The organism is Microbacterium sp. ZW T2_14 (genome assembly GCF_044987405.1).
In the GTDB taxonomy this organism is placed as follows: domain Bacteria; phylum Actinomycetota; class Actinomycetes; order Actinomycetales; family Microbacteriaceae; genus Microbacterium.
Genome location: NZ_JBJDRK010000008.1, coordinates 42070 through 67989 on the forward strand (window position 1 = coordinate 42070; position 25920 = coordinate 67989).

The 25920-nt window shown below is 70.3% G+C and carries 25 protein-coding genes; 13 read left to right on the top strand and 12 right to left on the bottom strand.

Annotation, left to right across the window (positions count from 1 at the left end):
• Window positions 1-28: 28 nt before the first annotated feature.
• The 3 genes from ACI3KY_RS04495 to ACI3KY_RS04505 all read right to left on the bottom strand — a co-directional run bounded on the left by ACI3KY_RS04495 (window position 29) and on the right by ACI3KY_RS04505 (window position 3388).
• Window positions 29-670: a pyridoxamine 5'-phosphate oxidase family protein gene (locus tag ACI3KY_RS04495; protein WP_404929008.1), complete on the bottom strand. Its 642-nt coding sequence runs from the start codon at window positions 668-670 to the stop codon at window positions 29-31.
• A 139-nt stretch (window positions 671-809) separates the two neighbouring features.
• A complete protein-coding gene (locus ACI3KY_RS04500; RefSeq protein ID WP_404929009.1) occupies window positions 810-2168 on the bottom strand; it encodes an 8-oxoguanine deaminase in 1359 nt (452 codons plus the stop codon).
• Window positions 2165-3388 carry an XdhC family protein gene (locus tag ACI3KY_RS04505; RefSeq protein ID WP_404929010.1) on the bottom strand — a complete coding sequence of 408 codons (1224 nt, stop codon included), beginning with the start codon at window positions 3386-3388 and terminating at the stop codon, window positions 2165-2167. Before ACI3KY_RS04505 ends, ACI3KY_RS04500 begins: the two co-directional genes overlap by 4 nt.
• Window positions 3389-3481: 93 nt before the next feature.
• Here ACI3KY_RS04505 and ACI3KY_RS04510 point away from each other — a divergent pair, with 93 nt between their 5' ends.
• Window positions 3482-4072 (top strand): NTP transferase domain-containing protein, encoded by a 591-nt coding sequence (locus tag ACI3KY_RS04510; protein WP_404929011.1) that lies wholly within the window; start codon window positions 3482-3484, stop codon window positions 4070-4072.
• 498 nt (window positions 4073-4570) lie between these two features.
• Here ACI3KY_RS04510 and ACI3KY_RS04515 read toward each other — a convergent pair whose 3' ends face one another.
• Together ACI3KY_RS04515 and ACI3KY_RS04520 are read right to left on the bottom strand one after the other, a co-directional pair.
• Window positions 4571-5041: a DUF1772 domain-containing protein gene (locus ACI3KY_RS04515; protein ID WP_404929012.1), complete on the bottom strand. Its 471-nt coding sequence runs from the start codon at window positions 5039-5041 to the stop codon at window positions 4571-4573.
• Window positions 5042-5057: 16 nt separating this feature from the next.
• Complete coding sequence (locus tag ACI3KY_RS04520; RefSeq protein ID WP_404929013.1) at window positions 5058-5990, bottom strand: 2-hydroxyacid dehydrogenase; 933 nt, start codon at window positions 5988-5990, stop codon at window positions 5058-5060.
• Window positions 5991-6097: 107 nt separating this feature from the next.
• Here ACI3KY_RS04520 and ACI3KY_RS04525 point away from each other — a divergent pair, with 107 nt between their 5' ends.
• Window positions 6098-6529 carry a DUF1761 domain-containing protein gene (locus tag ACI3KY_RS04525; protein WP_404929014.1) on the top strand — a complete coding sequence of 144 codons (432 nt, stop codon included), beginning with the start codon at window positions 6098-6100 and terminating at the stop codon, window positions 6527-6529.
• Between the two features lie 102 nt (window positions 6530-6631).
• On the opposite strand, the gene purQ is transcribed toward ACI3KY_RS04525, so the two are convergent.
• Both purQ and purS read right to left on the bottom strand, forming a co-directional pair.
• Entirely contained in the window at window positions 6632-7339 is a 708-nt protein-coding gene (purQ, locus tag ACI3KY_RS04530) for a phosphoribosylformylglycinamidine synthase subunit PurQ (RefSeq protein WP_404929015.1), read from the bottom strand.
• A complete protein-coding gene (gene purS / locus ACI3KY_RS04535) occupies window positions 7336-7584 on the bottom strand; it encodes a phosphoribosylformylglycinamidine synthase subunit PurS (protein WP_194412072.1) in 249 nt (82 codons plus the stop codon). The genes purQ and purS overlap by 4 nt, the downstream gene beginning before the upstream one ends.
• Window positions 7585-7838: 254 nt before the next feature.
• Here purS and ACI3KY_RS04540 point away from each other — a divergent pair, with 254 nt between their 5' ends.
• The 5 genes from ACI3KY_RS04540 to ACI3KY_RS04560 all read left to right on the top strand — a co-directional run bounded on the left by ACI3KY_RS04540 (window position 7839) and on the right by ACI3KY_RS04560 (window position 13780).
• Window positions 7839-9110, top strand: coding sequence for an ABC transporter substrate-binding protein (locus ACI3KY_RS04540; protein WP_404929016.1), 1272 nt, complete (start codon window positions 7839-7841; stop codon window positions 9108-9110).
• A gap of 132 nt (window positions 9111-9242) precedes the next feature.
• On the top strand, window positions 9243-10271 hold the full coding sequence (locus ACI3KY_RS04545; RefSeq protein WP_404929017.1) for a carbohydrate ABC transporter permease: 1029 nt from the start codon (window positions 9243-9245) through the stop codon (window positions 10269-10271).
• Window positions 10268-11176 (top strand): carbohydrate ABC transporter permease, encoded by a 909-nt coding sequence (locus ACI3KY_RS04550; RefSeq protein ID WP_404929018.1) that lies wholly within the window; start codon window positions 10268-10270, stop codon window positions 11174-11176. The genes ACI3KY_RS04545 and ACI3KY_RS04550 overlap by 4 nt, the downstream gene beginning before the upstream one ends.
• 65 nt (window positions 11177-11241) lie before the next feature.
• A complete protein-coding gene (locus ACI3KY_RS04555) occupies window positions 11242-12720 on the top strand; it encodes a glycoside hydrolase family 1 protein (RefSeq protein WP_404929019.1) in 1479 nt (492 codons plus the stop codon).
• Between the two features lie 46 nt (window positions 12721-12766).
• A complete protein-coding gene (locus ACI3KY_RS04560) occupies window positions 12767-13780 on the top strand; it encodes a LacI family DNA-binding transcriptional regulator (RefSeq protein WP_404929020.1) in 1014 nt (337 codons plus the stop codon).
• A 158-nt stretch (window positions 13781-13938) separates the two neighbouring features.
• Here ACI3KY_RS04560 and ACI3KY_RS04565 read toward each other — a convergent pair whose 3' ends face one another.
• Both ACI3KY_RS04565 and ACI3KY_RS04570 read right to left on the bottom strand, forming a co-directional pair.
• The gene (locus tag ACI3KY_RS04565; RefSeq protein WP_404929059.1) at window positions 13939-14778 is read right to left on the bottom strand and encodes a VOC family protein; all 840 of its coding nucleotides are present in this window, start codon (window positions 14776-14778) and stop codon (window positions 13939-13941) included.
• A gap of 267 nt (window positions 14779-15045) precedes the next feature.
• The gene (locus ACI3KY_RS04570) at window positions 15046-16377 is read right to left on the bottom strand and encodes a uracil-xanthine permease family protein (RefSeq protein ID WP_404929021.1); all 1332 of its coding nucleotides are present in this window, start codon (window positions 16375-16377) and stop codon (window positions 15046-15048) included.
• A 160-nt stretch (window positions 16378-16537) separates the two neighbouring features.
• Between ACI3KY_RS04570 and ACI3KY_RS04575 the strand changes: the two genes are divergently transcribed.
• Both ACI3KY_RS04575 and ACI3KY_RS04580 read left to right on the top strand, forming a co-directional pair.
• Window positions 16538-17410 carry an ABC transporter ATP-binding protein gene (locus ACI3KY_RS04575; RefSeq protein ID WP_404929022.1) on the top strand — a complete coding sequence of 291 codons (873 nt, stop codon included), beginning with the start codon at window positions 16538-16540 and terminating at the stop codon, window positions 17408-17410.
• Window positions 17392-18969 carry a hypothetical protein gene (locus tag ACI3KY_RS04580; RefSeq protein ID WP_404929023.1) on the top strand — a complete coding sequence of 526 codons (1578 nt, stop codon included), beginning with the start codon at window positions 17392-17394 and terminating at the stop codon, window positions 18967-18969. The genes ACI3KY_RS04575 and ACI3KY_RS04580 overlap by 19 nt, the downstream gene beginning before the upstream one ends.
• Before the next feature lie 87 nt (window positions 18970-19056).
• Here the strand turns inward: ACI3KY_RS04580 and ACI3KY_RS04585 are convergent, their stop codons facing one another.
• On the bottom strand, window positions 19057-20037 hold the full coding sequence (locus tag ACI3KY_RS04585) for a phosphoribosylaminoimidazolesuccinocarboxamide synthase (protein ID WP_404929024.1): 981 nt from the start codon (window positions 20035-20037) through the stop codon (window positions 19057-19059).
• Between the two features lie 131 nt (window positions 20038-20168).
• Complete coding sequence (locus tag ACI3KY_RS04590; protein WP_404929025.1) at window positions 20169-21038, bottom strand: hypothetical protein; 870 nt, start codon at window positions 21036-21038, stop codon at window positions 20169-20171.
• Between the two features lie 225 nt (window positions 21039-21263).
• Here ACI3KY_RS04590 and ACI3KY_RS04595 point away from each other — a divergent pair, with 225 nt between their 5' ends.
• Window positions 21264-22508, top strand: coding sequence for a sensor histidine kinase (locus tag ACI3KY_RS04595; RefSeq protein ID WP_404929026.1), 1245 nt, complete (start codon window positions 21264-21266; stop codon window positions 22506-22508).
• Between the two features lie 58 nt (window positions 22509-22566).
• Window positions 22567-23247, top strand: coding sequence for a response regulator (locus ACI3KY_RS04600; protein ID WP_404929027.1), 681 nt, complete (start codon window positions 22567-22569; stop codon window positions 23245-23247).
• An 8-nt stretch (window positions 23248-23255) separates the two neighbouring features.
• Here the strand turns inward: ACI3KY_RS04600 and ACI3KY_RS04605 are convergent, their stop codons facing one another.
• Window positions 23256-23609 carry a hypothetical protein gene (locus tag ACI3KY_RS04605; RefSeq protein WP_404929028.1) on the bottom strand — a complete coding sequence of 118 codons (354 nt, stop codon included), beginning with the start codon at window positions 23607-23609 and terminating at the stop codon, window positions 23256-23258.
• Window positions 23610-23710: 101 nt separating this feature from the next.
• Between ACI3KY_RS04605 and ACI3KY_RS04610 the strand changes: the two genes are divergently transcribed.
• Together ACI3KY_RS04610 and ACI3KY_RS04615 are read left to right on the top strand one after the other, a co-directional pair.
• The gene (locus ACI3KY_RS04610; RefSeq protein WP_404929029.1) at window positions 23711-24328 is read left to right on the top strand and encodes a PadR family transcriptional regulator; all 618 of its coding nucleotides are present in this window, start codon (window positions 23711-23713) and stop codon (window positions 24326-24328) included.
• Window positions 24329-24477: 149 nt separating this feature from the next.
• Window positions 24478-25920: a DHA2 family efflux MFS transporter permease subunit gene (locus tag ACI3KY_RS04615; RefSeq protein ID WP_404929060.1), complete on the top strand. Its 1443-nt coding sequence runs from the start codon at window positions 24478-24480 to the stop codon at window positions 25918-25920.

The window sequence follows — 25920 nt, forward strand, 5'->3', positions numbered from 1 at the left end:
GACGAGCCGCCGAGGCCGCGAGGAGGCGTCAGTCGTCGTGATCGCCGCCGGCATCGACCGGGTGCGGGGCAGTGGCGGGGCGCGGCCCGTGATGAGGGATCTGCTGCGGCGAGTCGCCACGGGACCGATGCGGCGGCTCCGGCGGAGCCTCCGCTCGCACGCGCCCCTCGAAGGGGATCAGTGGATCGGCCCGACCGGAGCGCTTCGGGAAGCGCCGGCCCGTCACGGTGCTCGCGGTGATCTTGATCGCGAAGAGCTTTCGCGTGGGACTCCAGGACTCCAGCTCGCGCACGCCGCTGCGGCGGAGCTCGTCGTCGCTGGTGACGCGAGCCGCCCGGCCGCGGACGACGACGCTCCACAGCGAGTCCGCTGTGTCGCCGTCGACCTCGAACGCGACCAGCGGATGCTGTGCGATGTGCAGGAGCTTCGCGTCGCGGGCGGTGCGCACGAAGAGCGAGCCCTCGTAGCTGGTGAAGTTCACGGGGAAGACGTCAGGCGCGCCGTCGGCGTGGATCACGGCGAGCCGTCCCAGTCGCGCCTCCTGGAGCAGCGTCCAGCATTCCGACGTCGGGAGGCGCTCCACCTGCGCGGGCGCACCGGGAGCAGCCTCCTCTGCGGCCGATGCGGCCGCCGTGTCCGTCTCGCGCCCGCCCGATCGGGAATCATCCATCGCCGCTCCTCTCCTGCTTCGGTCATACCCCCGACCGGCGCGATACGGAAGGGCCCCCGGCGTGCCGGACGGCGCGGCGCGGCATCCGTCGCCGTCCTTCCGCACCCCGGTCGCAGTGCCGCTGGTCGAGGGCTGTCCGTCAGAGACGCTCCGCGAGAGCGACGGATGCCGCGGCCACCTCGCGAGCGAGACGCCCCTCGTCCACGGTGACCAGCGTGGCGTCCTCGACCACCGTCCTGCCGCCGACGTAGAGGCGCTTGAGCGGCGGCAGTGCCCCGAGTCCGAGGGCTGCCACCGGATCGAGGATGCCGGCGTGCTCGATGCGGTCGACCTGCCACACGGCGATGTCGGCGAGCTTGCCGGGCTCGAGCGAGCCGATCTCGTGCTGTCTGCCGAGCACGCGGGCGCCGCCCATCGTCGCGATGCGCAGCCCGTCGCGGACGCTCATCGACTCGGAGCCGGTGCGCAGGCGGTTCATCAGCACGGATTCCCGGATCTCGATGCCCAGCTGCCCCGACTCGTTCGACGCCGAGCCGTCGACCCCGAGCCCGACCGGGACGCCGGCGTCGAGCAGCGCCCGCACCGGCGCGATGCCGGCGGCGAGCCGCGCGTTCGACGACGGGCAGTGCGCGACCCCGGTGCCGGTCGCGGCGTAGCGCTCGATCGCGGCGGCGTCGAGGTGCACACCATGCGCCATCCACACGTCGTCGCCGAGCCACCCGAGGTCTTCGAGGTACTGCGTCGGCGTCCGGCCGAAGTGCTCGGCGCAGTACGCGTCCTCCTCGACCGTCTCGGACGCGTGCGTGTGCAGCCGCACGTCGAGCGAGCGGGCCAGCAGCGCCGCCTCGCGCAACAGATCGGCCGTCACCGAGAACGGCGAACAGGGGGCGATCGCGATCCGCACCATCGCGTCGAACGACGGGTCGTGGTAGCGCTCGACCGCCTCCTGCGACGCCTGGAGGGCGGCATCCGTCGTCTCGACCGCGAAATCCGGCGGGAGCCCGCCCTGCGACTGCCCGAGGTCCATCGACCCGCGCGTCGCGTGCAGGCGCACGCCGATGGTCGACGCCGACTCGACGAGCGCGCCGACGATGTCACCGGACCCGCGGGGGAAGACGTAGTGGTGATCGCCGACCGTGGTGCAGCCCGACCGCGCGAGCACCGCCATCCCGCCCGCGGCGCCTATGCCGGTGAGTCCCGCGTCGATACGGGCCCACAGCGGGTACAGCGCCGTGAGCCAGTCGAACAGGATCGAGTCCTGCGCGTAGCCGCGCGTCAGCCACTGGTACAGGTGGTGGTGGGTGTTGATGAGCCCCGGCGTCACGAGGCAGCCGCGCGCGTCCACGATGTCGGCGCCCTCGCGCCAGCGCCCGTCAGCGCGTCCGGCGCCGACCGCGGCGATGAGTCCCGCCTCGACGACGACGTGCCCGCCGGCGTGCTCCGTGCCGACGGCGTCGACGGTGACGATGTGCGCGTTCTCGATGATGGTGCGGGTCACGGGGCTCCTGACGGGAGACGGATGCTGCAGCCCGAGGTCTCGCGGGCGGCAGGGGACTGCGGCGCAGGGGCTGCGGAGATCGTGGCGTCCGCCGACGTCTCGTTGGAGGGAGCCTCGCCCGAGGGCGACTCCGCAGTATGCGGCGCTGCGGCAGCGCGTCGCCGGTGGAGCGATCCCGAGCGCGTGCTGAGGGGGAGGCCCGATCCACCGTGCCGCGTCGCGATGATCTCGGCGAGCACCGAGATCGCGGTCTCCTCGGGGCTCGCCCCGCCGAGGTCGAGGCCCAGGGGCGACCGCACCCGCGCGATGTCTGCCGCCGGGACGCCGGCCTCGCGCAGCAGCGCCGTGCGGTGCGCCACGGTGCCCCGGGCTCCCATCGCGCCGACGAACCCGACCGGGAGAGCGAGAGCTGCGGCGAGGGCAGGAACATCCAGCCGCTCGTCATGGGTCAGGACGCAGACGGCCGTCCGGTCGTCCACGACGGACGCGTCGAGCGCGGCGAGGTGCTCGTGGGGGAGTCCGACGACCAGCTCGACGGCGGCAGGGAACCGCTCGCGCGTCACGAGCGTCTCCCAGACATCGCACACGGTCACCGCGAAGCCGGCGGCCGTGGCCACGCGGCACAGGGCCGCCGCGTGCTCGCCGGCGCCGATGACGATGAGACGGGATGCCGGAGCGTGTGAGAGCACGAGGACGTCGCGGCCGTCGAGCGCGCCGGTGAGCACGACGGTGTCGCGATCACGGATGGCGGCGTCGAGCGCGCCTGCCGACTCCGAGGAGCCCGCGATCGCGGAACGCAGTGCGCGCTCGTCCAGCATCGTGCCCGCGACCGGCCCGGCGAGCACGAGGCCGACGGTGATGCCGTGGCCCGCCGCGGCCGCCTCGAGCGCCTCGATGACCGAAGGCTCGGGGCGCACGGCGTAGGCCGCGACATCCACGCTCCCGCCGCAGGCGAGTCCCGCGGCGTGGGCGGCGTCGTCCGAGAAGCCGAGGCGCGCGGTCCGGGGTGCGCCGTCGCGGCGGGCGCCGTGCGCCAGCAGGATCGCGTCGCCCTCCACGCACCCGCCCGAGATCGACCCGATCACGCGTCCGTCCGCCGTCACGGCCATAGTCGCGCCGGCGCCGCGCGGTGCGCTCCGGGCCACCCCGGTGACCGTCACCGCCGCGACCGCGACGCCGTCCCGCAGCAGCGGCAGCAGTTCACGGGCGCGTTCGAGCATGCGCACACGCTAGGCCCGCTGTGTTTCGCGCGGACTACGCTCAGGAAACGCCGTCGGCACCGCGGCGGCATCCCATCCGGAGGAGGCCCGTTCGTGCGCATCTGCGGGATCGTGCTCGCGGCGGGCGCGGGGACCCGATACGGGTCGCCGAAGGGTCTCGCGCGCACGGCGGACGGCGAGCCCTGGGTCGCTCGCGCCATCCGCACGCTGCGGGACGGCGGATGCGACCAGGTGCTGGTGGTCGTCGGGGCGCGCGCCGACGAGGTCGCCGCGCTCGTGCCGGACGCCCGCGTGGTCGAGGCCGCAGACTGGGCCGCCGGACTCTCGGCGTCGCTGCGAGCGGGACTGCGCGCGGCGCAGGGCTCGGCATCCACCGCCGATTCGGTGCCCGGAGCCGATCACGGCGCGTTCGACGCCGTGATCGTGCTGCCCGTCGACACGCCCGACGCGCCGGCCGCCGTCGTCCGTCGAGTCATCGCGACGCTTCGCCGCGGAGCGCCCCTCGTGCAGGCCGTCTACGAGGGCATGCCGGGGCATCCTGTCGCGATCGAGCGCTCGCACTTCGCCGCGCTGTCCGAGGCGTTGGGGGGAGACCGTGGTGCGCGTCCGTATCTCGTCACCGGCGGCGTCGTCGAGGTCGAGTGCGGCGACCTCTGGTCGGGCGCCGACATCGACCACCGGTGACGCCCCGCGGCGCGTCTCCCGTTCCGGTCGTTGAGCGAGGCGAACGCGTTCCTCGTTCCGGTCGTTGAGCGAGGCGAACGCGTTCCCCGTTCCGGTTGTTAAGCGAGGGAGCGCGAGCGACCGAGACGAAACGTCTCGGGTCTCGCTGCAACGCCGGGTGCGGCGCGTTTCGTCTCGCTCGTTCCTCGCTCGCTCAACGACCGACGGCACACTCCCGGCGCGGCCGTCGAGCGAGGCGAACGCGTTCCCCGCTCCGGTCGTTGAGCGAGGGAGCGCCCGCGACCGAGACGAAACGTCTCGGGTCTCGCTGCAACGCCGGCTGCGGCGCGTTTCGTCTCGCTCGTTCCTCGCTCGCTCAACGACTGGGTGACTCGCGTTCTCCGTGTTCTCTCACCCGCTCGACGGCACACTCCCGTCCCGGTCGTTGAGCGAGGGAGCGCGAGCGACCGAGACGAAACGCCTCGAGCCGACGTTCAACGCCGGCTGCGGCGCGGGCCGTCAGAGGAGCAGCGTTGCGATGAGGATCGCGGCGCCGAGGAAGGCGCACCAGCCGCGCACGTGGTTGCCGATCGTCCATTGGCGGGCCGTCGCCCGCCAGGTCCGCTGCGCCGCCGCGTCGTCGGGCGACAGCCGGTCCACGGCGGTGTTGCGGGGGATGTGGAAGCCCGCGGTCACGAAGAAATGGGCGATGATCAGCACATCGCCGACGAGACGCCAGGCCGGGACCGCGCCCTGCCAGGCGACCAGCTCCGCGATCGCCGAGGCGACGGCCACCGCGGTGGACCCGACGAACAGCAGCAGGAACACCGGCCCGACGGACCGGTTGATCTGCTGCATGACACGCAGCGCCGCGTCGTCGGGCGAGCGTGAGAGACCGGGCATGACGAGCAGCGAGAAGCCGAAGTAGACGCCGCCCATGGCGGCGCCGAGGAGAGCGGCCGACGCCGCCAGTGCGTCCTGGATGTTCACGTTCCGTCCCCCGGGATCAGGCGCCGAGCACCACGTTCAACGGCGGCTCGCCCGCGACCAGGCGTTCGATCTGCGTGCGCACCAGCTTCGCGACGCGCGGGCGCATCGCGCTCGAGGCCCCGCCCACGTGCGGCGTGATGAGCACGCCGGGGAGGCTCCAGAGCGGGTGTCCCTCGGGCAGCGGCTCGGGATCGGTGACGTCGAGCGCTGCCCGGATGCGGCCACGGCGGACGTGATCCACGAGCGCCTCGGTGTCGATGAGCGAGCCGCGGCCGACGTTGATGATGAGCGCGCCGTCGGGCAGCGCCGACAGGAAGGCGTCGTCGACCAGCTTCTGGGTCGCGGCGCCGCCGGGCAGCGTGAGGATCACGATCTCGGCGCGGGGGAGCAGGGTCGGCAGCTCGTCGACGCCGCGCACGGTGACGCCGTCCTCGTCGCGCGCATGCGAGGCGACGGGCGTGAGCTCCACCTCGAAGGGTGCGAGGCGCGCGGCCACGGCCTTGCCGACGCCGCCGTACCCGAGCAGGAGGACCCGACGGTCGGCGAGGCTCTGCGCGAAGACCGGCGCCCACCTGCCGGCGGCCGTGTCGATGGCGAACGCGTCGAGGTGCCGCTGCGCGGCGATGGCGAGGCCGACGGCCAGCTCTGCCGTGGAGGTCTCGTGCACGGAGGCCGCGTTGGCGAAGGTGAGCCCCGCGGGCAGGATGTCGGCCACGCCGTCGTATCCGATCGACTGGCCCTGCACGAGGCCGACCTCGACGCCCTCGAGGCGCTCGAGCACGCGCGCCATCGACATGTAGGGCGGCACGACCATGTCGAAGCGGTCGCGCGGGGCCGCGGCATCCATCGGCCACACCACCAGTTCGACGCCGGCGGGGAGCTCCCCGAGATCGGCGGCGAGTTCTTCGGTGGGGACGCTGACGACGAGATTCGGGATGCCGGTGCTCACCCTCTCCACGCTACCGGCGAGGCGCGGGCTCGGCGTTCGCGCGCGGCGCTACGCTCTCGGCCAGCGGGCACCGCGGCCCGAGCGGTGTCCCGACCGAGGAGGCGGACATGGTTCCCGAGATCAACTACTGGGCGGTGCTGATCGCGACAGCATCGAGCATGGTCGTCGGTTCGATCTGGTACACGCCGAAGGTGTTCGGCACGCGCTGGGCCAAACTCGCGAACGTCGACATGAACCGCCCCGGCGCGAGCGCCGTCGTTCCGATCGTCGTCACCGTGATCGTGAGCTTCGTCACGGCATGGGTGCTCGCCGGCGCCTCGTCGATCGCGTGGCACTTCTACGGGGGCGGTTACCTGCTCGCCGCTCTCGGCACGGGTGTCATCCTGTGGGCGGGCTTCACGGCCGCGCGGTTCATCACGCATGACGCCTTCGAAGGCCGACCGTCGTCGCTGACGGTGATGAACATCGCGCACGAGCTGGTGACCATCGTGATCATGGCGCTCATCATCGGCGTCTGGCCGCCCGCCGGCACGGTCTGAGCCCTCCGTCTCCACGCGAGAGTGCAGCTGGTGGACGAGGGATAGGGAACGCCCCTACCCCTCGGCGACGAGATGCACTCTCACCGAATGGGATGCCGCGGCTCAGGCCGCGGCGCCGACCACGGCGGCGATGGCCGAGGTGAAGAACGACAGGCCGTCGACGCCCGACCGCATGGCGACCGCGGTGTCGGGGCCGAAGCCGGGCTCGACCGCGTGCTCGGGGTGGGGCATGAGGCCGACCACGTTCCCGCGCTCGTTGGTGATGCCGGCGATGTCGCGGAGCGACCCGTTGGGGTTCACGCCGACGTACCGGAACACCACGAGACCCTCGCCCTCGAGGCGATCGAGCTCGTCCTCCGAGGCGATGTACCCGCCGTCGGCGTTCTTCAGCGGGATCACGATCTCCTGGCCGGAAGCGAAATCGCTGGTCCATGCCGTGTCGTTGTTCTCGACGCGGAGGCGCTGGTCGCGGCGGATGAACTGCTGGTGCGCGTTGCGGATCAGGCCGCCGGGCAGCAGGTGCGCCTCGACGAGCATCTGGAAGCCGTTGCAGATGCCGAGGATGGGCATGCCCTGGGCTGCGGCATCCTTCACCTCCGACATGATCGGTGCGAGCGCCGCGATGGCTCCGGCGCGCAGGTAGTCGCCGTAGCTGAAGCCGCCGGGAAGCACGAGGCCGTCGACGCCGTCGAGGTCGTGCGAACCGTGCCAGAGGGCGACGGGCTCGCCGCCCGCGATCTCGATCGCCCGCTGCGCGTCGCGGTCGTCGAGCGAGCCGGGGAAGGTGATGACGCCGATGCGGGCGGTCATTCCACGACCTCGATGCCGACGACGTCCTCGATCACCGCGTTCGACAGGATCTCGTCGGCGATGCGCTGAGCCTCGGCGAGCACCTCGTCGGTGACCTCGCCCTCGACGGTGAGCTCGAATCGCTTGCCGATGCGCACCGCGCTGAAGTCGGAGACCCCGAGGCGTGCGAATGCGCCCGAGACGGCCTTCCCCTGCGGGTCCAGAAGCTCGGCCTTGGGCATGACGTCGACGACGATGGTGGGCATGTGACAGCTCCGGATGTCGCGGGCAGGGATCCCCTCCAGTCTACGGGCCGCGGCATCCGTCGTATCGACGCCCGTCTTTCCGGGCCGTGACGCAACCGTGACCAAACCATGGGAGCGCTCCCTTGACTTCGTGGGAGCGCTCCCGTAGCGTGACCTCTCGATCGATGGGACCGCTCCCACGGTCGCACCACGGCACGGATTCGTTCCGCGCCGAACCTGCAAACACACGACCCTGACAACACAAAGGAGTGACAGTGAACGCACGCGCCTTCCGCAGAAGCGCTGTGGCAATCGCCGCATTCTCGGCTTCGGCCATCGTTCTCGCCGGCTGCGCCAGCAGCGGCAACGACGACGCCGGCAGCGAAGACGGCCAGATCACGCTGACCCTGGCGACCTTCAACGACTTCGGCTACGACGATGAACTCCTCCAGGAGTACATGGACGAGAACCCGAACGTGAAGATCGTCCACAACAAGGCGGCCATCACCGATGACGCCCGCACGAACTACTTCGCGAAGCTCGGCAAGGAAGGCCTGGCCGACATCGAGGCCGTCGAGGTCGACTGGTTCGCCGAGGCGATGCAGTACTCCGACCTGCTCGCCGAGGTGCCCGACAGCGCCAAGGGCCGCTGGGTCGAGTGGAAGGAAGAAGCAGCGACCGACGCCGATGGGCGTCTCGTGGGCTTCGGCACCGACATCGGACCGCAGGCCGTCTGCTACCGCGCCGACCTGTTCGCCGCCGCCGGACTGCCCTCCACGCCCGACGAGGTCGCAGGCGCGATCGACGGCGACTGGAACACGTTCTTCGACCTGGCCGACCAGTACAAGGCCGCGACCGGCAAGCCGATGATCGACGCCGCGAACTCCGCGTTCCAGGGCATCGTCAACCAGATCGAGTTCCCGTACGACGAGCCTGACGGCACCGTCGTGGCGACCGACAACCCGGACCTCGAGGCGGCGTACAACCTCGTCGTCGAGCGCGCCATCCCCAACTCGGCCTACTCGGGCCAGTGGTCGGACGACTGGAACGCCTCGATGGCCAACGGCGAATTCGCCGCGATGCTGTGCCCGCCGTGGATGCTCGGCATCATCTCGGGCAACGCACCCGAGGTCACCGGCTGGGAGATCGCGAACGCGTTCCCCAACGGCGGCGGCAACTGGGGCGGCTCGTACCTGACCGTCCCGGCCAACGGCAAGAACGTCGATGAGGCGCTCAAGCTCGCCGACTGGCTGACCGCTCCGGAGCAGCAGGAGAAGACCTTCGTCAACGTCGGCGCGTTCCCGAGCGCCATCGACGCGCAGGCCGCTCCCTCGATCACGGACTCGACGAACGAGTACTTCGCCGACGCCCCCACCGGCTCGATCTTCGCGGAGCGGTCGGACGCGATCACGGTCACGCCCTACAAGAGCGCTGACTACTTCAAGTACAACACTGCGCTGCAGGACGCCATCACCCGCGTCTTCGACGGCACGGAGGACGCCCAGACGTCGTGGGACAACTACGTCGCCGAAGTCGAAGCGTTCTGATCGGTCGACACCGATGACATGTCCGCTCGCGCGGCCATGATCTGACAGCAGTACCGGAGTGCGTGCGGGTCCACCGCGACCCGCACGCACTCCCCCCAGCGCCCATCTCTCCATCCGGATCGGAGCCCCCCGGTGACCTCGACCGCAACCCGCCCCACGGCATCGGGGCCGGCCGATCGGCCCACACCCGAACGCGCCCCGCGCGTCCTGTCCTTCTCCCACCGCGTGAGCCGCTGGGACCTGAAGTTCTCGCCCTACCTCTACATCTCGCCGTTCTTCATCCTGTTCGCGATCGTGGGACTCTTCCCGATCGTCTACACGGCGATCATCTCTTTCCAGGAGTGGGACCTCGTCCGCAACTCCGGCACGTTCGTCGGCTTCGACCAGTACACCTGGATCCTGTCGCAGGCGGACTTCTGGATCGCCCTGCGCAACACGTTCAGCATCTTCCTGCTGTCGTCGGTGCCGCAGCTCGTGCTCGCGCTGTTCATCGCGGCGATGCTCGACCGCAACATCCGGGCCAAGACCTTCTGGCGCATGAGTGTTCTGCTGCCGTACGTCATGGCACCCGTCGCCGTCGCGCTGATCTTCAGCAACATGTTCGGCGACAACCACGGCCTAGTGAACAACATCCTCACCAGCATCGGCCTCGACCCGATCGCGTGGCACAAGGATCCGTTCTGGAGCCACATCGCCATCGCGACGATGGTCAACTTCCGCTGGACCGGCTACAACGCGCTGATCCTGCTCGCCGCGATGCAGGCCGTGCCCCGCGAGTACTACGAGGCCGCCACCGTCGACGGCGCCAACGCCTTCCGCCAGTTCTGGAGCATCACGCTGCCGTCGCTGAAGCCGACCCTCATCTTCGTGATCATCACCTCGACCATCGGCGGACTGCAGATCTTCGACGAGCCGCGCATGTTCGACCAGACCGGTCGCGGCGGCGCAGCCGGCCAGTGGCTCACGATCACGCTGTACCTCTACAACATCGGCTGGGGCGAGTTCAACTTCGGCCGCGCCGCAGCCCTGGCGTGGATCCTGTTCATCATCATCCTCGCCATCGGCCTGATCAATCTCGGCATCACCCGTCGCCTCGTGCGCGACGAGGGTGGTCGCGGCGTCATCCAGCGCCGCCGTCGCCGGAAGGGAGCCCAGCAGTGAGCGCCATCAGCACCCCGCCCCTCGCCGTCGTGGAAGAGAACCTTCCCAACGGCCGTCGCAGCGGGCGCACCACCAAGATCCGCGGCGTCCGCGCCGGGTTCTGGGTGTACGTGGGCCTCGGAGTCGTCATCGTCTCCGCGATCTTCCCCTATTACTGGTCGTTCCTGATCGGCTCGGGCGACGCCAGCACCATCAACAACCCGAACATGTCGTGGCTGCCGGGTGGCAACTTCATCGCCAACGCCCTGTCGGTCGTGAACGACCCGGCGGTGAACTTCTGGCTGGCGCTGTGGAACTCGATCTTCAGCTCGACCGTGATCGCGGCATCCGTCGTCGTCTTCTCGACCCTCGCGGGCTGGGCGTTCGCGAAGCTCCGCTTCCCGGGCGGCAAGTGGCTGCTCGCCTTCGTGGTCGCCACGATGGCCGTTCCCATGCAGCTCGGCGTCGTGCCGCTGTACATCCTGTTCTCGGACCTCGGCTGGACCGGGCAGATCGGCGCCATCATCGTCCCGGCGCTCACCAGCGCGTTCGGCGTGTTCTGGATGACGCAGTACCTGTCGCAGACGGTGCCGGACGAGCTCATCGAGGCGGCGCGCGTGGACGGGGCATCCATGATCCGCACCTTCTGGACGGTCGGGGTCACCGCGGCCCGCCCCGCGGCGGCCATGCTGTTCCTCTTCACCTTCGTCGGCGCCTGGAACCAGTTCTTCTGGCCCTTCATCGTGCTCGACCGGCAGAGCCCCACGCTGCCCGTCGCGCTCTCGCTGCTGCAGTCGAACTACTTCGTCGACTACTCCATCGTTCTGGCCGGCGTGCTGCTCGCCACGATCCCGCTGCTCATCCTGTTCGCCTTCGCGGGCAAGCAGCTGGTCAGTGGAATCATGGCCGGTGCCGTCAAGGGCTAGGCCTACCGCCTCGGCACGGCCTCAGTCATCCTGAATTCAACGCATCCAGAGAGGACCCTACCCTCATGACGACCGCGATCCCGCGCGCCTTCCCCTCGGACTTCCTGTTCGGCGCCGCCACCGCTGCGTACCAGATCGAAGGCGCCGCCCACGAGGACGGCCGCCGCGACTCGATCTGGGACGCGTTCAGCCGGGTTCCGGGCGCAGTCATCAACGCCGACAACGGCGACGTCGCGTGCGACCACTACCACCGCTACGCGGACGACGTGGCGCTCATGAAGGACCTGGGGCTGCAGACGTACCGCTTCTCGACGTCGTGGTCGCGCGTGCGGCCCGACGGCGGGGCGGTCAACCCGCAGGGCGTCGACTTCTACAAGCGACTGACCGACGAGCTGCTGGATGCCGGCATCCTGCCGTGGCTGACGCTCTACCACTGGGACCTTCCGCAGGCCCTGCAGGAGAAGGGCGGCTGGGCGAACCGCGACACCGCCGACCTGTTCACCGAGTACGCGCTGACGATGCACGACGCACTCGGCGATCGGGTGAACGTCTGGACGACGCTGAACGAGCCGTGGTGCTCGTCGTTCCTGAGCTACACCGCCGGCATCCACGCACCGGGCCACTACAGCGTCGAAGAGGGTGTGCTCGCCGCGCACCACCTGCTGCTCGGCCACGGGCAGGCCGTCCGCGAACTGCGTGCGCGGGATTCGTCGCTGAAGCTGGGCATCACGCTCAACCTCACGGTCGCCGAGCCGGTCGACGAGAACGACCCCGCCGACGCCGACGCCGCGCGCCGCATCGACGGCCAGTTCAACCGGTGGTTCCTCGACCCGATCTTCCGCGCCGAGTACCCGGCCGACATCGTCGAGGACATCCGGAAGGTGGATGCCGCAGCCGTCGCCGCGTGGGAGTCCGCCGTACGTCCGGGCGACCTCGAGACCATTGCGACCCCGATCGACACGCTCGGCGTCAACTACTACCACGGCGAGTACGTCGGTGGTCACGAGCCCGTCGCCCCGCCGATCGGCGGCGACGCGCCGACCGACCGCCCGGGCCACTCGCCGTTCCCCTCGCACGAGGGCATCTTCTGGCACGAGCGCGGGCTGCCGCGCACACCCATGCAGTGGGAGGTCCAGCCCGAAGGGCTCACCACCCTGCTGCACCGGGTGTGGGACGAGTACGCCGAGGCCGCCGGCGCGGTGCTCTACGTCACCGAGAACGGCGCGGCGTACGACGACGAGCTCGTCGTCGACGGCGGCGAGAAGCGCGTCCACGACGCGGATCGCGTGGAGTTCCTGCGCGGCCACCTCGGGGCGATCCTCGACGCCGCGGAGGGCGGCGTCGATGTGCGGGGATACTTCTACTGGTCGCTGCTCGACAACTTCGAGTGGGCGTGGGGGTACGAGAAGCGGTTCGGCATCGTGCGTGTGGACTACGACACGCAGGAGCGCACGCCGAAGGACAGCGCGCTCGAGTACCGCCGGATCATCGGCGCACGCGCGCTCGACCTGGAGTCCGCCCGCGCGGCGGCCACCACGCCGTAGCGGCCCCGGCCCTCACATCGGGTCGTAGCATTCGGGAGGAGGACAGATGAGCACCGAGATCATCCGATCGGCTGTCACGATCGAAGAAGTCGCCGCCGCGGCGGGCGTCTCCCGCTCCACCGTGTCGCGCGTCGTGAACGGCTCGACGGCTGTCAGCCCCGAGGCCCTCGAGTCGGTCAAGCGCGCCATCGCCGATCTCAACTACGTCCCCAACCGGGCCGCACGGTCGCTGGCGAGCCAGAAGACCCACGCCGTCGCGCTCATCGTTCCCGAGGACACCACGCGATTCTTCGGCGACCCCTTCTTCGCCGCCATCGTCTCGGGCATCAACTCGCGGCTGAGCCGCTCGGACTACGTCCTCAACCTGTTCATCGCGAGCGACGACCCGGGCGACAAGACCACCAGCTACGTCCGCAGCGGTGCCGTCGACGGCGCCGTGGTGGTCTCGCATCACACCAGCGACACGTTCATCGACCGCATCGCCAGCGTCGTGCCGGTCGTCTACGGCGGCCGGCCGGTCCGCGAGCGCGAGCGCGACTACTACGTCGACGTCGACAACGTGCGCGGCGCGTACGACGCCACGGTGTACCTCATCGAGAGCGGCCGCCGGCGCATCGCGACGATCACCGGGCCGCGCGACATGCCCGCCGGCATCGACCGGCTGCAGGGCTACCGCGATGCGCTCGCGGCATGGGAGCTCGACGAGATCGCCATCGAGGACGGCAACTTCACCGCCGACGGCGGCGCCGACGCGATGCGGCGGATCCTCGCCACGGGCGCCAAGCCCGATGCGCTGTTCGTCGCGAGCGACCTGATGGCGCGCGGTGTCCTCACGGTGCTCGCCGGCGCGGGGCTCCGCGTCCCGGAGGACATCGCCATCATCGGCTTCGACGACTCGCCCGTGGCGACGTCGGTCACTCCGCAGCTGACGACGGTGCGCCAGCCGTCGTTCCAGCAGGGCGAGCGCATGGCGTCGGTGCTGATCGATCTGCTCGCGGGCCGGCATCCGCGTCACGTCACGATCCTCGAGACCGAACTCGTCGTCCGCGAGTCCGTCTAGCGCCGCGCTCCGGCGTGCCCACGAGGCGCTTGCCTCGTCGAGACAGGGGATTCGCGTCGAAACCGAGGGCGATGCCCCTTGTCTCGCCGGGATTCCCCTGTCTCGGCGAATCCGAGGGGAGCCTGCGGGCCCGATCGCCGAGGCCGGGACGGCTGCGGTCAGCCGCGACCGGGGACGGTGGCGTGCAGGAGGTTGCGCCACGGGTCGTCGAACGAGAGCGTGCGGCCGTCGTCGCGCACTTCGAGGCCGTGGTGCCGCAGACGCTCGGCGAGTGCGCCGAGCGCGTCGGCGTCGGGCAGCGACAGGTCCACGCGGCCGAGGCCGAGTGCCGGCATCCGTGGTCCGGCGCCCCGCGAATTCCACACGTTCATCGCCATGTGGTGGTGGTACCCGCCGGCGCTCACGAACAGCGCCTGGTCGCCCATCGCGACGGTCTGATCGAACCCGAGCGCGTCGACGTAGAACGCCCGCGCGCTCGCGACGTCGCCGACCGACAGGTGCACATGACCCACGGATGCCGCGTCCTGCCCGCTCGCGCCGCTCAGTGCCCGCTCGGTGAGATGCTCGCGGAGGAAGGTGTTGGGGTCGAGGTAGAGCGTCGCCATCTCGATGCTGCCGTGCGTCCACGACCACTCGGTGCGGGCGCGGTCCCAGTACAGCTCGACGCCGTTGCCCTCGGGGTCCGTCAGGTAGAACGCCTGGCTCACCAGGTGATCGGCCGAGCCGGTGAAGGTCTGCGGCGCGCGCTGGGCGAGGCTGTACAGCGCGGCGGCGAGTGCCTCCTGCGTCTCGAACAGGATCGCGGTGTGGAAGAGCCCGGCCGCCCCGGGCGTGGCGTGCCGCAGCGCCGGCTCATGACGCAGCACCACGACCGCGCGGCCGGCGCGGCCGAGCACGACCTCGTCGCCGTCGGCGGTCAGCACCTGGAGCGTGATGACGTCGCGGTAGAACGCCGTCATGCCGTCGAGGTCGCCCACGAGGAGCGTGACGGCTCCCATCGAGGTGTCGGCGGCGAGACGGTCGGGCACCGCGAGTTCTGCATTCACATGAATGAGAACCGCCCGCCTCCGCCCTTCATTCCCCCGCACGATGCGTCGGGGTCGCCCGGAGGCCCCGGGTCATTCTGCGTTCGGGGCGCGCCGCGATCGTTCGGGGCGCGCGCGGCACGCCCCGAACGAGCGCCGTGCGCCCCAAATCCGAGATGGACGACGGATGCCGCCACCCGGTGCCGACTCGACGGCCGGGGTGACGGCATCCGTCGTCCACTACTGCGGGTCGCCGCCCAGCTGGCCGACGGCCGGGATCGGTCCGCCGTCGTCCGCGCCGGTCTTGCGCCAGCGGGCGATGGCGTTGCCGAGGTGGTAGATCAGCAGGGCGGCTGCCGCGCCGATCACGATCGCACCGAGCTGGAAGTCGCCCCACTGCATCGTGAATCCGGCGATCGCGATGACGAGCGCCACAGCGCCGGTGTACTGGTTCACCGGGCGCGAGAAGTCGACGCGGTTGTCGACCCAGATCTTGATGCCGATGATGCCGATGAGACCGTACAGCGCGGTCGTCACTCCGCCCAGCACACCGGCGGGGATCGAGTTGAAGACCTCGCCCACGACCGGCGACAGCGACAGCAGGATGGCGAACAGGCCCGCGACCCAGTACGCGGCGGTCGAGTACACGCGGGTCGCCGCCATGACGCCGATGTTCTCGCCGTAGGTCGTCGTGCCCGAGCCGCCGAAGGTGCCCGCGAGCACCGTGGCCGCGCCGTCGGCGATGAGTGCGCGGCCGGTGTACTGGTTGACCGACGACTCCGTCATCGTTGCGACGCCGCGCACGTGACCGACGTTCTCGGCGATGAGCACGAGCACGACGGGGAGGAACATCGCGATGACGCTCCAGGTGCCCGGGTCGCCGAACGTCGGGAACGCGAAGGTCGGGAGGCCCACCCACTGCCCGCTCGCGACGAGCTTGTCGACGGCGCTGAAGTCGACCTCGCCGCGTAGCAGTGCCACCACGTAGCCGACGATCACGCCGAGGAAGATCGAGATGCGCCCCAGGAAGCCGCGGAACAGCACGCTGAACAGGATGACCGCGACGAGCGTGATGGTCGCCGTGATCGGCGCCTGCTGGAAGTTCGTCCACGCGACCGGTGCGAGGTTGAAGCCGATGAGCGCCACGATGGCGCCGGCGACGACCGGCGGCATGAGCTTCTCGATCCAGCCGAGGCCGGCGAACTGGACGATGAAGCCGACCGCGGCGAGCAGCACGCCGACAGCGACGATGCCCGCGAGTGCGGAGCCCATGCCCTGCGAGGCGGTGGCGGCGGTCACCGGCGCGATGAACGCGAACGACGAGCCGAGGTAGCTGGGAAGCCGGTTCTTCGTGATGAGCAGGAACAGCAGTGTTCCGATACCCGAGAACAGCAGCGTCGTGGAGACGGGGAAGCCGGTGATCGCCGGCACGAGGAACGTGGCGCCGAACATCGCGATGACGTGCTGCGCGCCGATCGCGACGGTGGCGGGCCAGTTCAGACGCTCGTCGGGCTTCACGACCTTGCCGGGTTCGACGGTCCGGCCGTTGCCGTGAATGGTCCACGTTGGCATGTGCGCTCCTTGCGCTCGGGGGATGGTGCGAGCATCACCCTAGCGAGCGCCGGCGGGTCGCGAGTTGCCCCGGCGGCGCGGCATCCGAGAGGCTGGTGCCACGCCCCCGGCGCCGACGTGTGCGAAACCGATGTGACGGAGAGATGTGACCGATCCAGCGATGCCCCCGACCTCCCCGCCTGCGGCCGCGCCGGGCCCGGCGCCCGCTCCTGCACCCGCTCCCGCTGCCGCTGCTGCGCCGGTCGCCGCGAGCGCCGGCGTCTCCGCCGCGGATGGAGCGCCGGCGGCCCTGGAGCTCCGCGGCCTGCACAAGCGGTTCGGCCAGAAGGTGGCTGTCGAGGATCTGAGCCTGCGGGTGCCTGCCGGGTCGTTCTACGGGCTCGTCGGGCCCAACGGCGCCGGGAAGACCACGACGCTGTCGATGGCGACGGGTCTCCTCGCCCCCGACGCGGGCCAGGCGCTGGTGCACGGGGTCGACGTCTGGCGTGATCCCGTCACCGCCAAGGCGATGCTCGGCAACCTCGCTGACGGCGTCAAGCTGTTCGACCGCCTCACCGGCGAGCAGCTCGTCACCTACAACGGCCTGCTGTTCGGCATCCCGCACGATGAGATCGCGCGCCGTACGGCGGACCTGCTGGCACTCATGGATATGACGGATGCCGCGGGCACGATGGTCGTCGACTACTCGGCCGGCATGACCAAGAAGATCGCGCTCGCCTGCGCCCTGGTGCACGCGCCACGGCTGCTCGTGCTCGACGAGCCGTTCGAGTCGGTCGACCCGGTGTCGGCCGCGAACATCCAGGACATCCTTACGAGCTACGTCGCCGGCGGTGGCACCGTGATCGTCTCGAGCCACTCGATGGACCTCGTGCAGCGCATGTGCGACCACGTCGCGGTCGTCGCAGCGGGACGCCTGCTCGTCGCCGGGACCGTCGACGACGTGCGGGCCGGACAATCGCTGCAGGACCGCTTCGTCGAGCTCGTCGGGGGCCGCCGCCACACGGAAGGGCCGGAATGGTTGCGACGCTCCTGAGGCTGCGCTTCCGGGTGCTCGGCAATCAGCTCGCGCGCAGCCCGTGGCAGCTCGTCGGCTTCATCTTCGGCGCCCTGTACGGGCTCGGCCTGCTGGCGGGCATCGCCGTGGGGCTGGTGCTGCTCGGCTTCAGCACGCTGCCGCTCGCGAGCAGCGTGATCGTCGGCGTCGGTTCGGTCGTGACGCTGGGATGGGCCCTCGTGCCGCTGATCGCTTTCGGCGTCGACACCACGCTGGATCCCACCCGGCTCGTGGTGTTCCCGATGTCGCTGTCGCGCATGATGGTCGCGCTCACGCTCGCGGGGGTCTGCGGCATCCCCGGCATCATCACCTCCGCCGCGGCGATCGCGACGATCGCCACCTGGGTGCACTGGCCGGCGGCGATCGTCGGCTGGCTCGTGAGCACGCCGCTGGCCGTGGTGACCGCCGTCGTGGCGTCACGCACCGTGGCATCGCTCGCCTCCGGGCTCGGCGGAGGCCGGCGCTTCCGCGAGGCCGCGGGCATCGTCGTCTTCATCCCGCTCATCCTGGCCGGGCCGATCATCGCCGGGGTGGCGACCGGCTTCGCGGTGAACGTCGACACGCTGGCGTCGACGATCCCGGTGCTGGGCTGGACGCCGCTCGGTGCCGCGTGGGCGATCCCGGCAGCTGCCGCCGCAGGTGATCTGGCGGGCGCGGCCGTCAAGCTCCTGATCGCCCTCGTGACGCTCGCGGTGCTCTGGCTGGTGTGGAAGGCGTCGCTCGGGCGGTCGCTGGTACACCCGCACCAGACGTCGGCCGCGCCGGTGCGCGCCGGCTCCATCGGCTGGTTCGGCCGGGTGCCGACCGGTGCGGCGGGCGCCATTTTCGCCCGCGCGGTCACCTACTGGACGCGCGACCCGCGCTACCTGCGCCAGCTCATCGGCGCGCCGCTGGTGCCCGTGCTGCTCTGGTTCTACGCCCGCGACGGCGATCCCCTGGTCGCGCTGACGTTCTCCGGTCCGATCATCGCGATGGTGATCGGCATCGTCGTGTACGCCGACATCTCGTACGACGGCACGGCGTTCGGCACCGAGCTCATCACCGGCGCCTCGGGGCGCGCCGACCGGATCGGCCGCAGCCTCGCCGCCGCCGCGGTGGCACTGCCCCTCGTGCTGGTCGCCGTGATCGTGCCGATCGCCCTGTCCGGCGAGTGGGCGCAGTTCCCCGGCATCCTCGGCATGTCGGTCGGCATCCTGCTCACCTGTTACGGCGTGTGCGCGGTCACCTCCGCGCAGCTGGTGGTGCCCGTGGCCGCCTCCGGCGACAACCCGTTCAAGCGCGTGCCCGGCACGACGTTCCTGCAGGGCATGGCGTTCTTCGGCATCTGGCTGGTCGCGCTGGTGCTGTCGGCACCCGTCGTGATCGTCGGCCTGATCGGCTACTTCACGCAGAACGCGACGCTCAGCTGGATCGCGTGCGCGGTCGGGATCGTCGTCGGCACCGCCGTGCTCGTCGGCGGCATCCTGATCGGCGGCCGCGCACTGGACACCACGGCGCCGGTGCTGCTCTCACGGCTCAAGGCGATGAAGAACGCCTGACGCGTTTCGTCTCGCTCGTTCCTCGCTCGCTCAACGACCGGGATTCGAAACGGAACGCCCCTCGCCCAGCGTTGCCGCGGCCGGAATTCAGGCGCCGGTGAGGCGCTCGAGCAGCTCGCGGTAGCGCGCGGTCGTGCGAGCCACGATGTCGGCCGGAAGCGCCGGGGGCTCGCCCTCGCGCGGTGCCGGCCAGTTCGCCGCGAGCCAGTTGCGGACGATCTGCTTGTCGAAGCTCGCCATGCGCTCGTCGGGGGTGGTGCCCGACGCCCAGGCCGCGGCATCCCAGTACCGTGACGAGTCGCTGGTGAGCACCTCGTCGGCGAGCGTCATCACGCCGCTCTCGTCGAGCCCGAATTCGAACTTGGTGTCTGCCAGGATCACGCCGTGCGCCTCGGCGGTCGCCGCGGCGCGGGCGTAGATCTCGAGCGACAGGTCGCGCAGCTCGGCCGCACGCTCGGCGCCGACGAGCTCGACGGTGCGCTCGTACGAGATGTTCTCGTCGTGCTCGCCCATCGGCGCCTTGAAGGCGGGCGTGTAGATCGGCTCAGGCAGCCGGTCGCCGTTCGACAGCCCGTCGGGCAGCGAGATGCCGCACACCGTGCCGCTCTCGCGATACTCCGCCCAGCCCGAGCCGGTGAGGTACCCGCGGACGACGCACTCGATCGGCTGCATGTCGAGACTCTTCACGACCATCGCACGCCCGATGACGGCATCCGGAATCAGGCTCTTGAGGTCGTCGGCAGTGTTCGCCTCGCCGTCGGCGCCCAGGGTGAGGGTGTGCGAGGCAGCGAGATGATTCGGGATGCCGCGTCCGCCGTCGGCGCCCGCGAGCTGGTCGAACCACCAGAGGCTGAGGGTGGTGAGCAGCTCCCCCTTGCCCGGAATGCCCGGCGAGAGCACGTGGTCGAACGCGCTGACGCGGTCGCTGGCCACGACCAGCAGCCGCGCGGGATCGCCGCCCTCGGGCGTCTCGGCCGGGACGTAGAGGTCGCGCACCTTGCCGGAGTACGCGTGGCGCCAGCCGGGAAGCTCGGTCGTGGGGGTGGGGGTAGCCGTCACCCGCCCCATTATCCCGGCTGGCGGCCGCGCATGACGGGCTGCTGCGTGAACGCCCGGATCCGGCCGGCGTGAAAGCGCCACGGCCAAACCGGAACGGGCAGGGGTGCTGTGCGAGCACGCGCGGCACCCCTGCCCGACGATCACTTGACGGCGACGAACACGTCGTCGGCGAGAATACCCGGAGTCACGACGAGCACCCCGGCGTCGGCGGTCGCCGACGGTACGGCGAGCGCGAGGTTACCGGTGGCCGAGGCGCCGGTGTACAGCTCGCTCGTCGTGTCGAGAGCATCGGGGGCGACCGCGAAGGTGTCCAGCCCGTCGATCGTGACCCCTTCGGGTGTGACGTAGTTGATGGTGGTCAACGCGGGCATCGATTTATCAGCACCGGTGTAGGTCGCGGTCACATTGACCAGGATGTACTCGTATCCATCTTCCGGGCTCTGGTTGATCGGGTTGGCAGCCAGTACCTGATCCGTTGCGCCGAGCGCAACGCTGTTGATCGTGATGTCCCATTCGTCTCCGCTGATCACAGATCCCAGCGGTGCCGGGTTCTCGCGCGACGATCCCGCTTCTGCGACCGGCTCGTCATCGGCGTCCTCCGTGTCCGAGCTGTCCTCGGTCGGTGCCGTGACCGAAGTGCCCGTCGATTCGTCGATGGCGTCGCTGACCGCCGCAGCAGCGAGCGAGAAGAAGACGACGAAACCGATGATCGTGCCGACGATGCTCAGGATCAGCGCCACGATGCCAGGCCACTTCTTACCCTTCAGCACGAGAGCGATGATCGCCAGGACGAATGCGGCCGGCAGCAGAATCCAGCCGACGATCAGCGCGCCGGGGATGCAGGCGAAGATGAAGCCGAGGACGGCGGCTCCGAGCGCCGCCCAGCCGACCGGGTGAATCCGCGACGAGGCCGCCGCCGGTGCCTGCCCCGTCGGGGCGGCGGGCCCGCCGACGGACGGCGTGGAAGCCGGCGCCGGAGGGGGCGGCGGCTGCGTGTTGTCGAACGACATGTGATTTCCTCCCGGAACGTCAAAGGATGAGAACTTTCTCATCCAGGTCGGAGTCTATTGGTTGCTGGCGATGGCACATGCGGTGCCTGTGCCGGCCTCATCAGCCTCACAACTCGGCCCCCGTCGCGCCTCCTCCCATCGACAGGAACGGCCTGGTCGATCGTCTGAACATCCATGGGCGATGGGGGGAGGCCGTCGTCTGCGGACCTCTCTAGGCTCGGTGTCATGACCGCCCTCGCGCGCACTGCGCCCCGTCGCTTTTCGCGACTGCGCAGTGGGGGACGGTCGACGTTGATCTTCGTGCTGGGCGCGCTGCTCGACACTTACTGCGTCATCAATGTGCCCGGCGCCGCGACGCTCACCGGCGGAGATGAGCCCGCGGCCGCGATCACGACGTTCGGCGTTGTGCTCGTGCTGGCATCTATCGTCTGCTGGACGACGGTGTTCGTGCGAGCCCGCGCGCCACTCGTCGTCATCGCCGCAGGCGGGGTGCTGATGCTCGTGGGTGTCTCGTACGTGCTGGCCCTCGTCGGGGTGTACCACGCGCTGATACGGTGGCCGCGCAAGACCGTGCTCATCGGGACGCTCGCGAGCGGTGGCGTCGTGCTGTTCGTGCTTCGCGAGGCGTTGACGCCCTGGGGAGGCGCGCTCGCGTGGACGCTCGAGAGCGCAACGTACGACGAGGGCCAGTCCAGCGGGAACATCGGCGCCGCGGTGATCGCGGTGCTCTCGCTCGCACTCGTCGCGGGTCTCGTCGCCTACCGGCGGGCACGCGTCGAGGCGTCGGTCAGTCACCTTCGGGCGGAGCGTGCGTCCGAGCGGGCCGAAGAGCTCGACGCGCAGCTGGCGCGACAAGCCGAGCGAGAACGCATCGCCCGTGATCTTCACGATGGGCTGGGCCACCGGCTGTCATCGATGGCACTCGCCGCGGGCGCGTTCGAGTCGCAAGCTGCGGCGGCGCCCGTGGATCCCCAGCTCGCAGAGTGGGCGCGCGTGGTGCGCCGGCAGGCACACGCCGCTCTCGAAGACGTTCGGGATGTCGTCGGCGGACTGCGGTCCGACACCGACGAGGACACAGGTGCGACGCACGCCTCGCTGCGAATGGTCGGTCAGCTTCTTGCCGACCTTCGCGCGGCTGGCCACCCAATCGACGCGTATGTCGTCATCGAAGGGCTGGAGACTGCGAGCCCCGCCAGAGACGCCGCGGCGTTCCGCGTCTTGCAGGAGAGCCTGACCAACGCCTTGAAGCACGCGCCCGGCGCACCTGTCTCCGTCGTCCTGGACGCGGCCGCGGACCGCGGCATCCGAATTCGCGTCGTGAACGCATTGATGCCATCCGCGGGCGGAATCCCCGGGGGAGGGCGGGGGATCGAGGGCGTCCGAGAACGAGCTCGAGCGGCCGGCGGAACGGCGTGGATCGGTCCCCACCAAGGGCAGTTCATCCTGGACGTGCACCTGCCGTGGAGCTGACCAGACCTCTGCGAAGCGGCGAGGCTGACCAGCACTCCAGCACCGATATCGTTGCGGAGTGCCCTCCGTCGATGTCGATCGCCCCGTGCGAGTGCTCATCATCGACGATGATTTCCTCGTGCGCGCCGCGGTAGAGGGAATCCTCGGCCCGCGAGCAGATATCGAGGTGGTGGGCAGTGCGGGCAGCGGTGCCGAGGGAATCGAGGTGGCGCGCGTCAGGCGGCCGGATGTCGTACTCATGGACATCCAGATGCCGGGAATGGACGGAATAGAGGCGACCAGGGCGCTGCTCGGGCAGGTCGACACCGACGTTGTGGCCATGACGAGCATCGCGACCCCTGAGGCGGTTCAGAGGATGCTGGCGGCCGGCGCCTACGGCTACGTCCTCAAAGACACCGCACCGGAAGCGCTCGCCGAAGCCGTTCTCACCGTCGCCCGCGGCGATGCCTTTCTCTCACCGCGGCACACACGTGCGCTCGTCGAACGCATTGCTTCCGATTCGGGGCTTGAAGCCCGCCGCGCAGCGGCTCAGCTCTTGGCGAGCCTGACCGAACGAGAACGCGACGCCGCCCGACTGGTGGCCGCGGGCGCGACCGACAGTGAGATCGCCCGGTCGATGCACGTCGCCCTGTCCACAGTGAAGACCTACATCCAGCAGGCCCGTCTCAAGCTCGGCGTGCGCAACAGGACGCAGATCGGCGTGATCGTCGAACGCGCAGGCGAGACGCCCGACCAGTGATGCCCCCATCAGGGGGTGATCGCGTCGACGTGCGCGAAGGCTTCGGCGACGAGCGGCGCCCAGCGGTCCGCGGCATCCGTCCCCACCGTGGCCCACTCGCGCATCGGCCTGCCGCGCATGACCGCAGGCTGCGCCTCGTTCGCCTCTGCCAGCTCGCCGACGCGGCTCTCCGGCAGCTTCACCATCAGCTCGCCGGCGAAGGTCACGAAGGCGAAGACCTTGCCACGGACGTTCAACCCTTCCGAGCCGAACATCGCCCCGAGGGCGACGTCGGGCCGCGCGGTCCACTCCGCCACGATCGGGTCGAAGATCGCGTAGGACTCCGGGAACTTCTGGCGGCGCGCGACGGCCTTGTCTGGCATGGCCTCACGGTACGACGCCCCTGCGACATACACGAGGGGTGACGGCATCCGATCGGAGGGGTATAGTCCATCTGGACTAATCGACATGGAGGATCACCGTGATGGACGCTGTCGCACGCCTGACCCCGCTCGGGGTGGCCGTGCTCGCACTCCTCAGCGAGGGCGACATGCACCCGTACGAGATGATCCGGCTGATGCATCTGCGCCGCGACGACCGCCTCGTCACCATCACGAACGGCACGGTCTATCACACGGTCGCCCGCCTCGAGCGGGCGGGACTCATCGCCGAGGTGGGAGTGGACCGCGACGGCAATCGCCCCGAGCGCACCACTTACACGCAGACGGATGCCGGAGCCGCGGCGGTGCTGGAATGGGTGCGCCGCGAGCTGCCGCGTGTCGATCGCCCCGCCGAGTTCCGCGTCGCACTCGCAGAGGCGCACGGCCTCGATCGTGCGGAGGCGGTCGCTCTCCTCGACGCGCGCCGTGGAGCGCTCGCCGACGCGCTCGACGCCCTGGCCACCGGCCGGCGGCACGCCGTCGGCAAGGGCGTGCCGGAGCAGTACCTGCTCGAGATCAGCCGCGAAGAGGCGCTGCTCCAGGCCGAGCTGGCCTGGATGGACGCGACGCTTCCGCGTATCGCCGCTCCTGATTTCCCCTGGGGTCCTGACGAGACCCCCTCGGAACGCTATTTCGCCCAGAGAAAGGCAGCACGCCAGTGACCAGCCCCCACACCCCGGACGCCACCCGCACGGCGGGCGCGGCATCCGCAACCGCCGCGGCGGCACACCCGCCCACCGGTGCCTACGCCGCGGGACACAAGCCCCGCAGCCCGTGGCCGGCCCTCTGGGCCCTCGTCATCGGGTTCTTCATGATCCTCGTCGACACGACGATCGTCTCCGTCGCCAACCCCGCGATCAAGGCCGCCCTCGACCCCGACACCAACAACCTCGACAACGTCGTGTGGGTCACCTCCGCCTACCTGCTCGCCTACGCGGTGCCCCTGCTCATCACCGGGCGGCTCGGTGACCGGTTCGGCCCGAAGTACATGTACCTCGGCGGCCTCGCCGTCTTCACCCTCGCCTCGCTCGCGTGCGGCCTGTCGCCGACGCTCGGCGCGCTCATCGCGTTCCGCGCCGTGCAGGGCCTGGGCGCGGCCCTCATGACGCCGCAGACGATGGCGATCATCACGCGCACGTTCCCGCCGAACCAGCGCGGTGCCGCGATGGGACTCTGGGGCGCCACCTCGGGCGTCGCGATGCTCGTCGGGCCGCTCGCCGGCGGCCTGCTCGTCGACGGCTTGGGCTGGGAGTGGATCTTCTTCATCAACCTGCCGGTGGGCGTCGTGGGCTTCGTGCTGGCGTGGATCCTCGTCCCCAAGCTCGAGACGCACCCGCACAAGTTCGACCTCGTCGGCGTCTTCCTCAGCGCCATCGGCCTCTTCCTCATCGTCTTCGGCCTGCAGGAGGGCGAGACCTACGACTGGGGCGTCATCTGGGGTCCGATCACGGTGTGGGGGCTCATCATCGCCGGAGTGCTCGTCATGGGGCTGTTCATCTGGCAGCAGGCGAAGACCAAGAGCGAGGCGCTGGTGCCGCTGGAGCTGTTCCGCGACCGCAACTTCTCGGTCGCCAACATCGGAATCTCCACGGTCGGCTTCACCGTCACCAGCATGTCGCTGCCGCTGATGTTCTTCCTGCAGCTGGCGCGCGGACTGACGCCGACCGAGTCGGCGCTGCTGCTCATCCCGATGGCCGTCGCAGCCGGCGTGCTCTCGCCGCTCGCGGGCCGCTGGCTCGACCACACCGACCCGCGGGTGCTGCTCGTTCCCGGTCTGCTGCTGGTGGCGGGCGCACTCGTCCTCTACTCGGTGCTGATGAACCTCGACACGCCGATCTGGATGTTCCTCATCCCGTCGCTGATCATGGGCATCGGCAACGCCGGCATGTGGGGGCCGCTCGCGACCACCGCCACCCGCAACCTCGCGCCGCGGCAGGCGGGCGCCGGCGCCGGCATCTACAACACCACCCGCACCATCGGCTCGGTGCTGGGCTCGGCCGCCATCGCGGTGTTCATGCAGAGCCGCATCGAGGCGAACATTCCCGGTTCCGCCGACGCGGCGGGTGGCAGCTTCAGCTCGGGCGCGCTGCCCGAGGTCGTCGCCGCGCCGTTCGCGACGGCGATGGCGCAGTCCGTGCTGCTGTCGGCGGCCGTGATGCTGATCGGCGTCGTCGCGGTGCTGTTCCTTCGCCGGCCGAAGGCGACGTCGACCGAGGACTGGCAGGCCGCGAACGCGGCGGTCGCCGCCGACTGA

What these genes read in the sequence shown, in the direction of transcription:
- purS (WP_194412072.1), bottom strand. Translation starts at nt 7,584, where the DNA reads ATGCCCACCATCGTCGTCGACGTCATGCCCAAGGCCGAGCTTCTGGAC.
- ACI3KY_RS04570 (WP_404929021.1), bottom strand. Translation starts at nt 16,377, where the DNA reads ATGCCAACGTGGACCATTCACGGCAACGGCCGGACCGTCGAACCCGGC.
- ACI3KY_RS04605 (WP_404929028.1), bottom strand. Translation starts at nt 23,609, where the DNA reads ATGCCAGACAAGGCCGTCGCGCGCCGCCAGAAGTTCCCGGAGTCCTAC.
- ACI3KY_RS04590 (WP_404929025.1), bottom strand. Translation starts at nt 21,038, where the DNA reads ATGTCGTTCGACAACACGCAGCCGCCGCCCCCTCCGGCGCCGGCTTCC.
- ACI3KY_RS04610 (WP_404929029.1), top strand. Translation starts at nt 23,711, where the DNA reads ATGGACGCTGTCGCACGCCTGACCCCGCTCGGGGTGGCCGTGCTCGCA.
- ACI3KY_RS04565 (WP_404929059.1), bottom strand. Translation starts at nt 14,778, where the DNA reads ATGGGAGCCGTCACGCTCCTCGTGGGCGACCTCGACGGCATGACGGCG.
- ACI3KY_RS04555 (WP_404929019.1), top strand. Translation starts at nt 11,242, where the DNA reads ATGACGACCGCGATCCCGCGCGCCTTCCCCTCGGACTTCCTGTTCGGC.
- ACI3KY_RS04615 (WP_404929060.1), top strand. Translation starts at nt 24,478, where the DNA reads ATGATCCTCGTCGACACGACGATCGTCTCCGTCGCCAACCCCGCGATC.
- ACI3KY_RS04560 (WP_404929020.1), top strand. Translation starts at nt 12,767, where the DNA reads ATGAGCACCGAGATCATCCGATCGGCTGTCACGATCGAAGAAGTCGCC.
- ACI3KY_RS04580 (WP_404929023.1), top strand. Translation starts at nt 17,392, where the DNA reads ATGGTTGCGACGCTCCTGAGGCTGCGCTTCCGGGTGCTCGGCAATCAG.
- ACI3KY_RS04525 (WP_404929014.1), top strand. Translation starts at nt 6,098, where the DNA reads ATGGTTCCCGAGATCAACTACTGGGCGGTGCTGATCGCGACAGCATCG.
- ACI3KY_RS04595 (WP_404929026.1), top strand. Translation starts at nt 21,264, where the DNA reads ATGACCGCCCTCGCGCGCACTGCGCCCCGTCGCTTTTCGCGACTGCGC.
- ACI3KY_RS04495 (WP_404929008.1), bottom strand. Translation starts at nt 670, where the DNA reads ATGGATGATTCCCGATCGGGCGGGCGCGAGACGGACACGGCGGCCGCA.
- ACI3KY_RS04585 (WP_404929024.1), bottom strand. Translation starts at nt 20,037, where the DNA reads ATGGGGCGGGTGACGGCTACCCCCACCCCCACGACCGAGCTTCCCGGC.
- ACI3KY_RS04505 (WP_404929010.1), bottom strand. Translation starts at nt 3,388, where the DNA reads ATGCTCGAACGCGCCCGTGAACTGCTGCCGCTGCTGCGGGACGGCGTC.
- purQ (WP_404929015.1), bottom strand. Translation starts at nt 7,339, where the DNA reads ATGACCGCCCGCATCGGCGTCATCACCTTCCCCGGCTCGCTCGACGAC.
- ACI3KY_RS04575 (WP_404929022.1), top strand. Translation starts at nt 16,538, where the DNA reads ATGCCCCCGACCTCCCCGCCTGCGGCCGCGCCGGGCCCGGCGCCCGCT.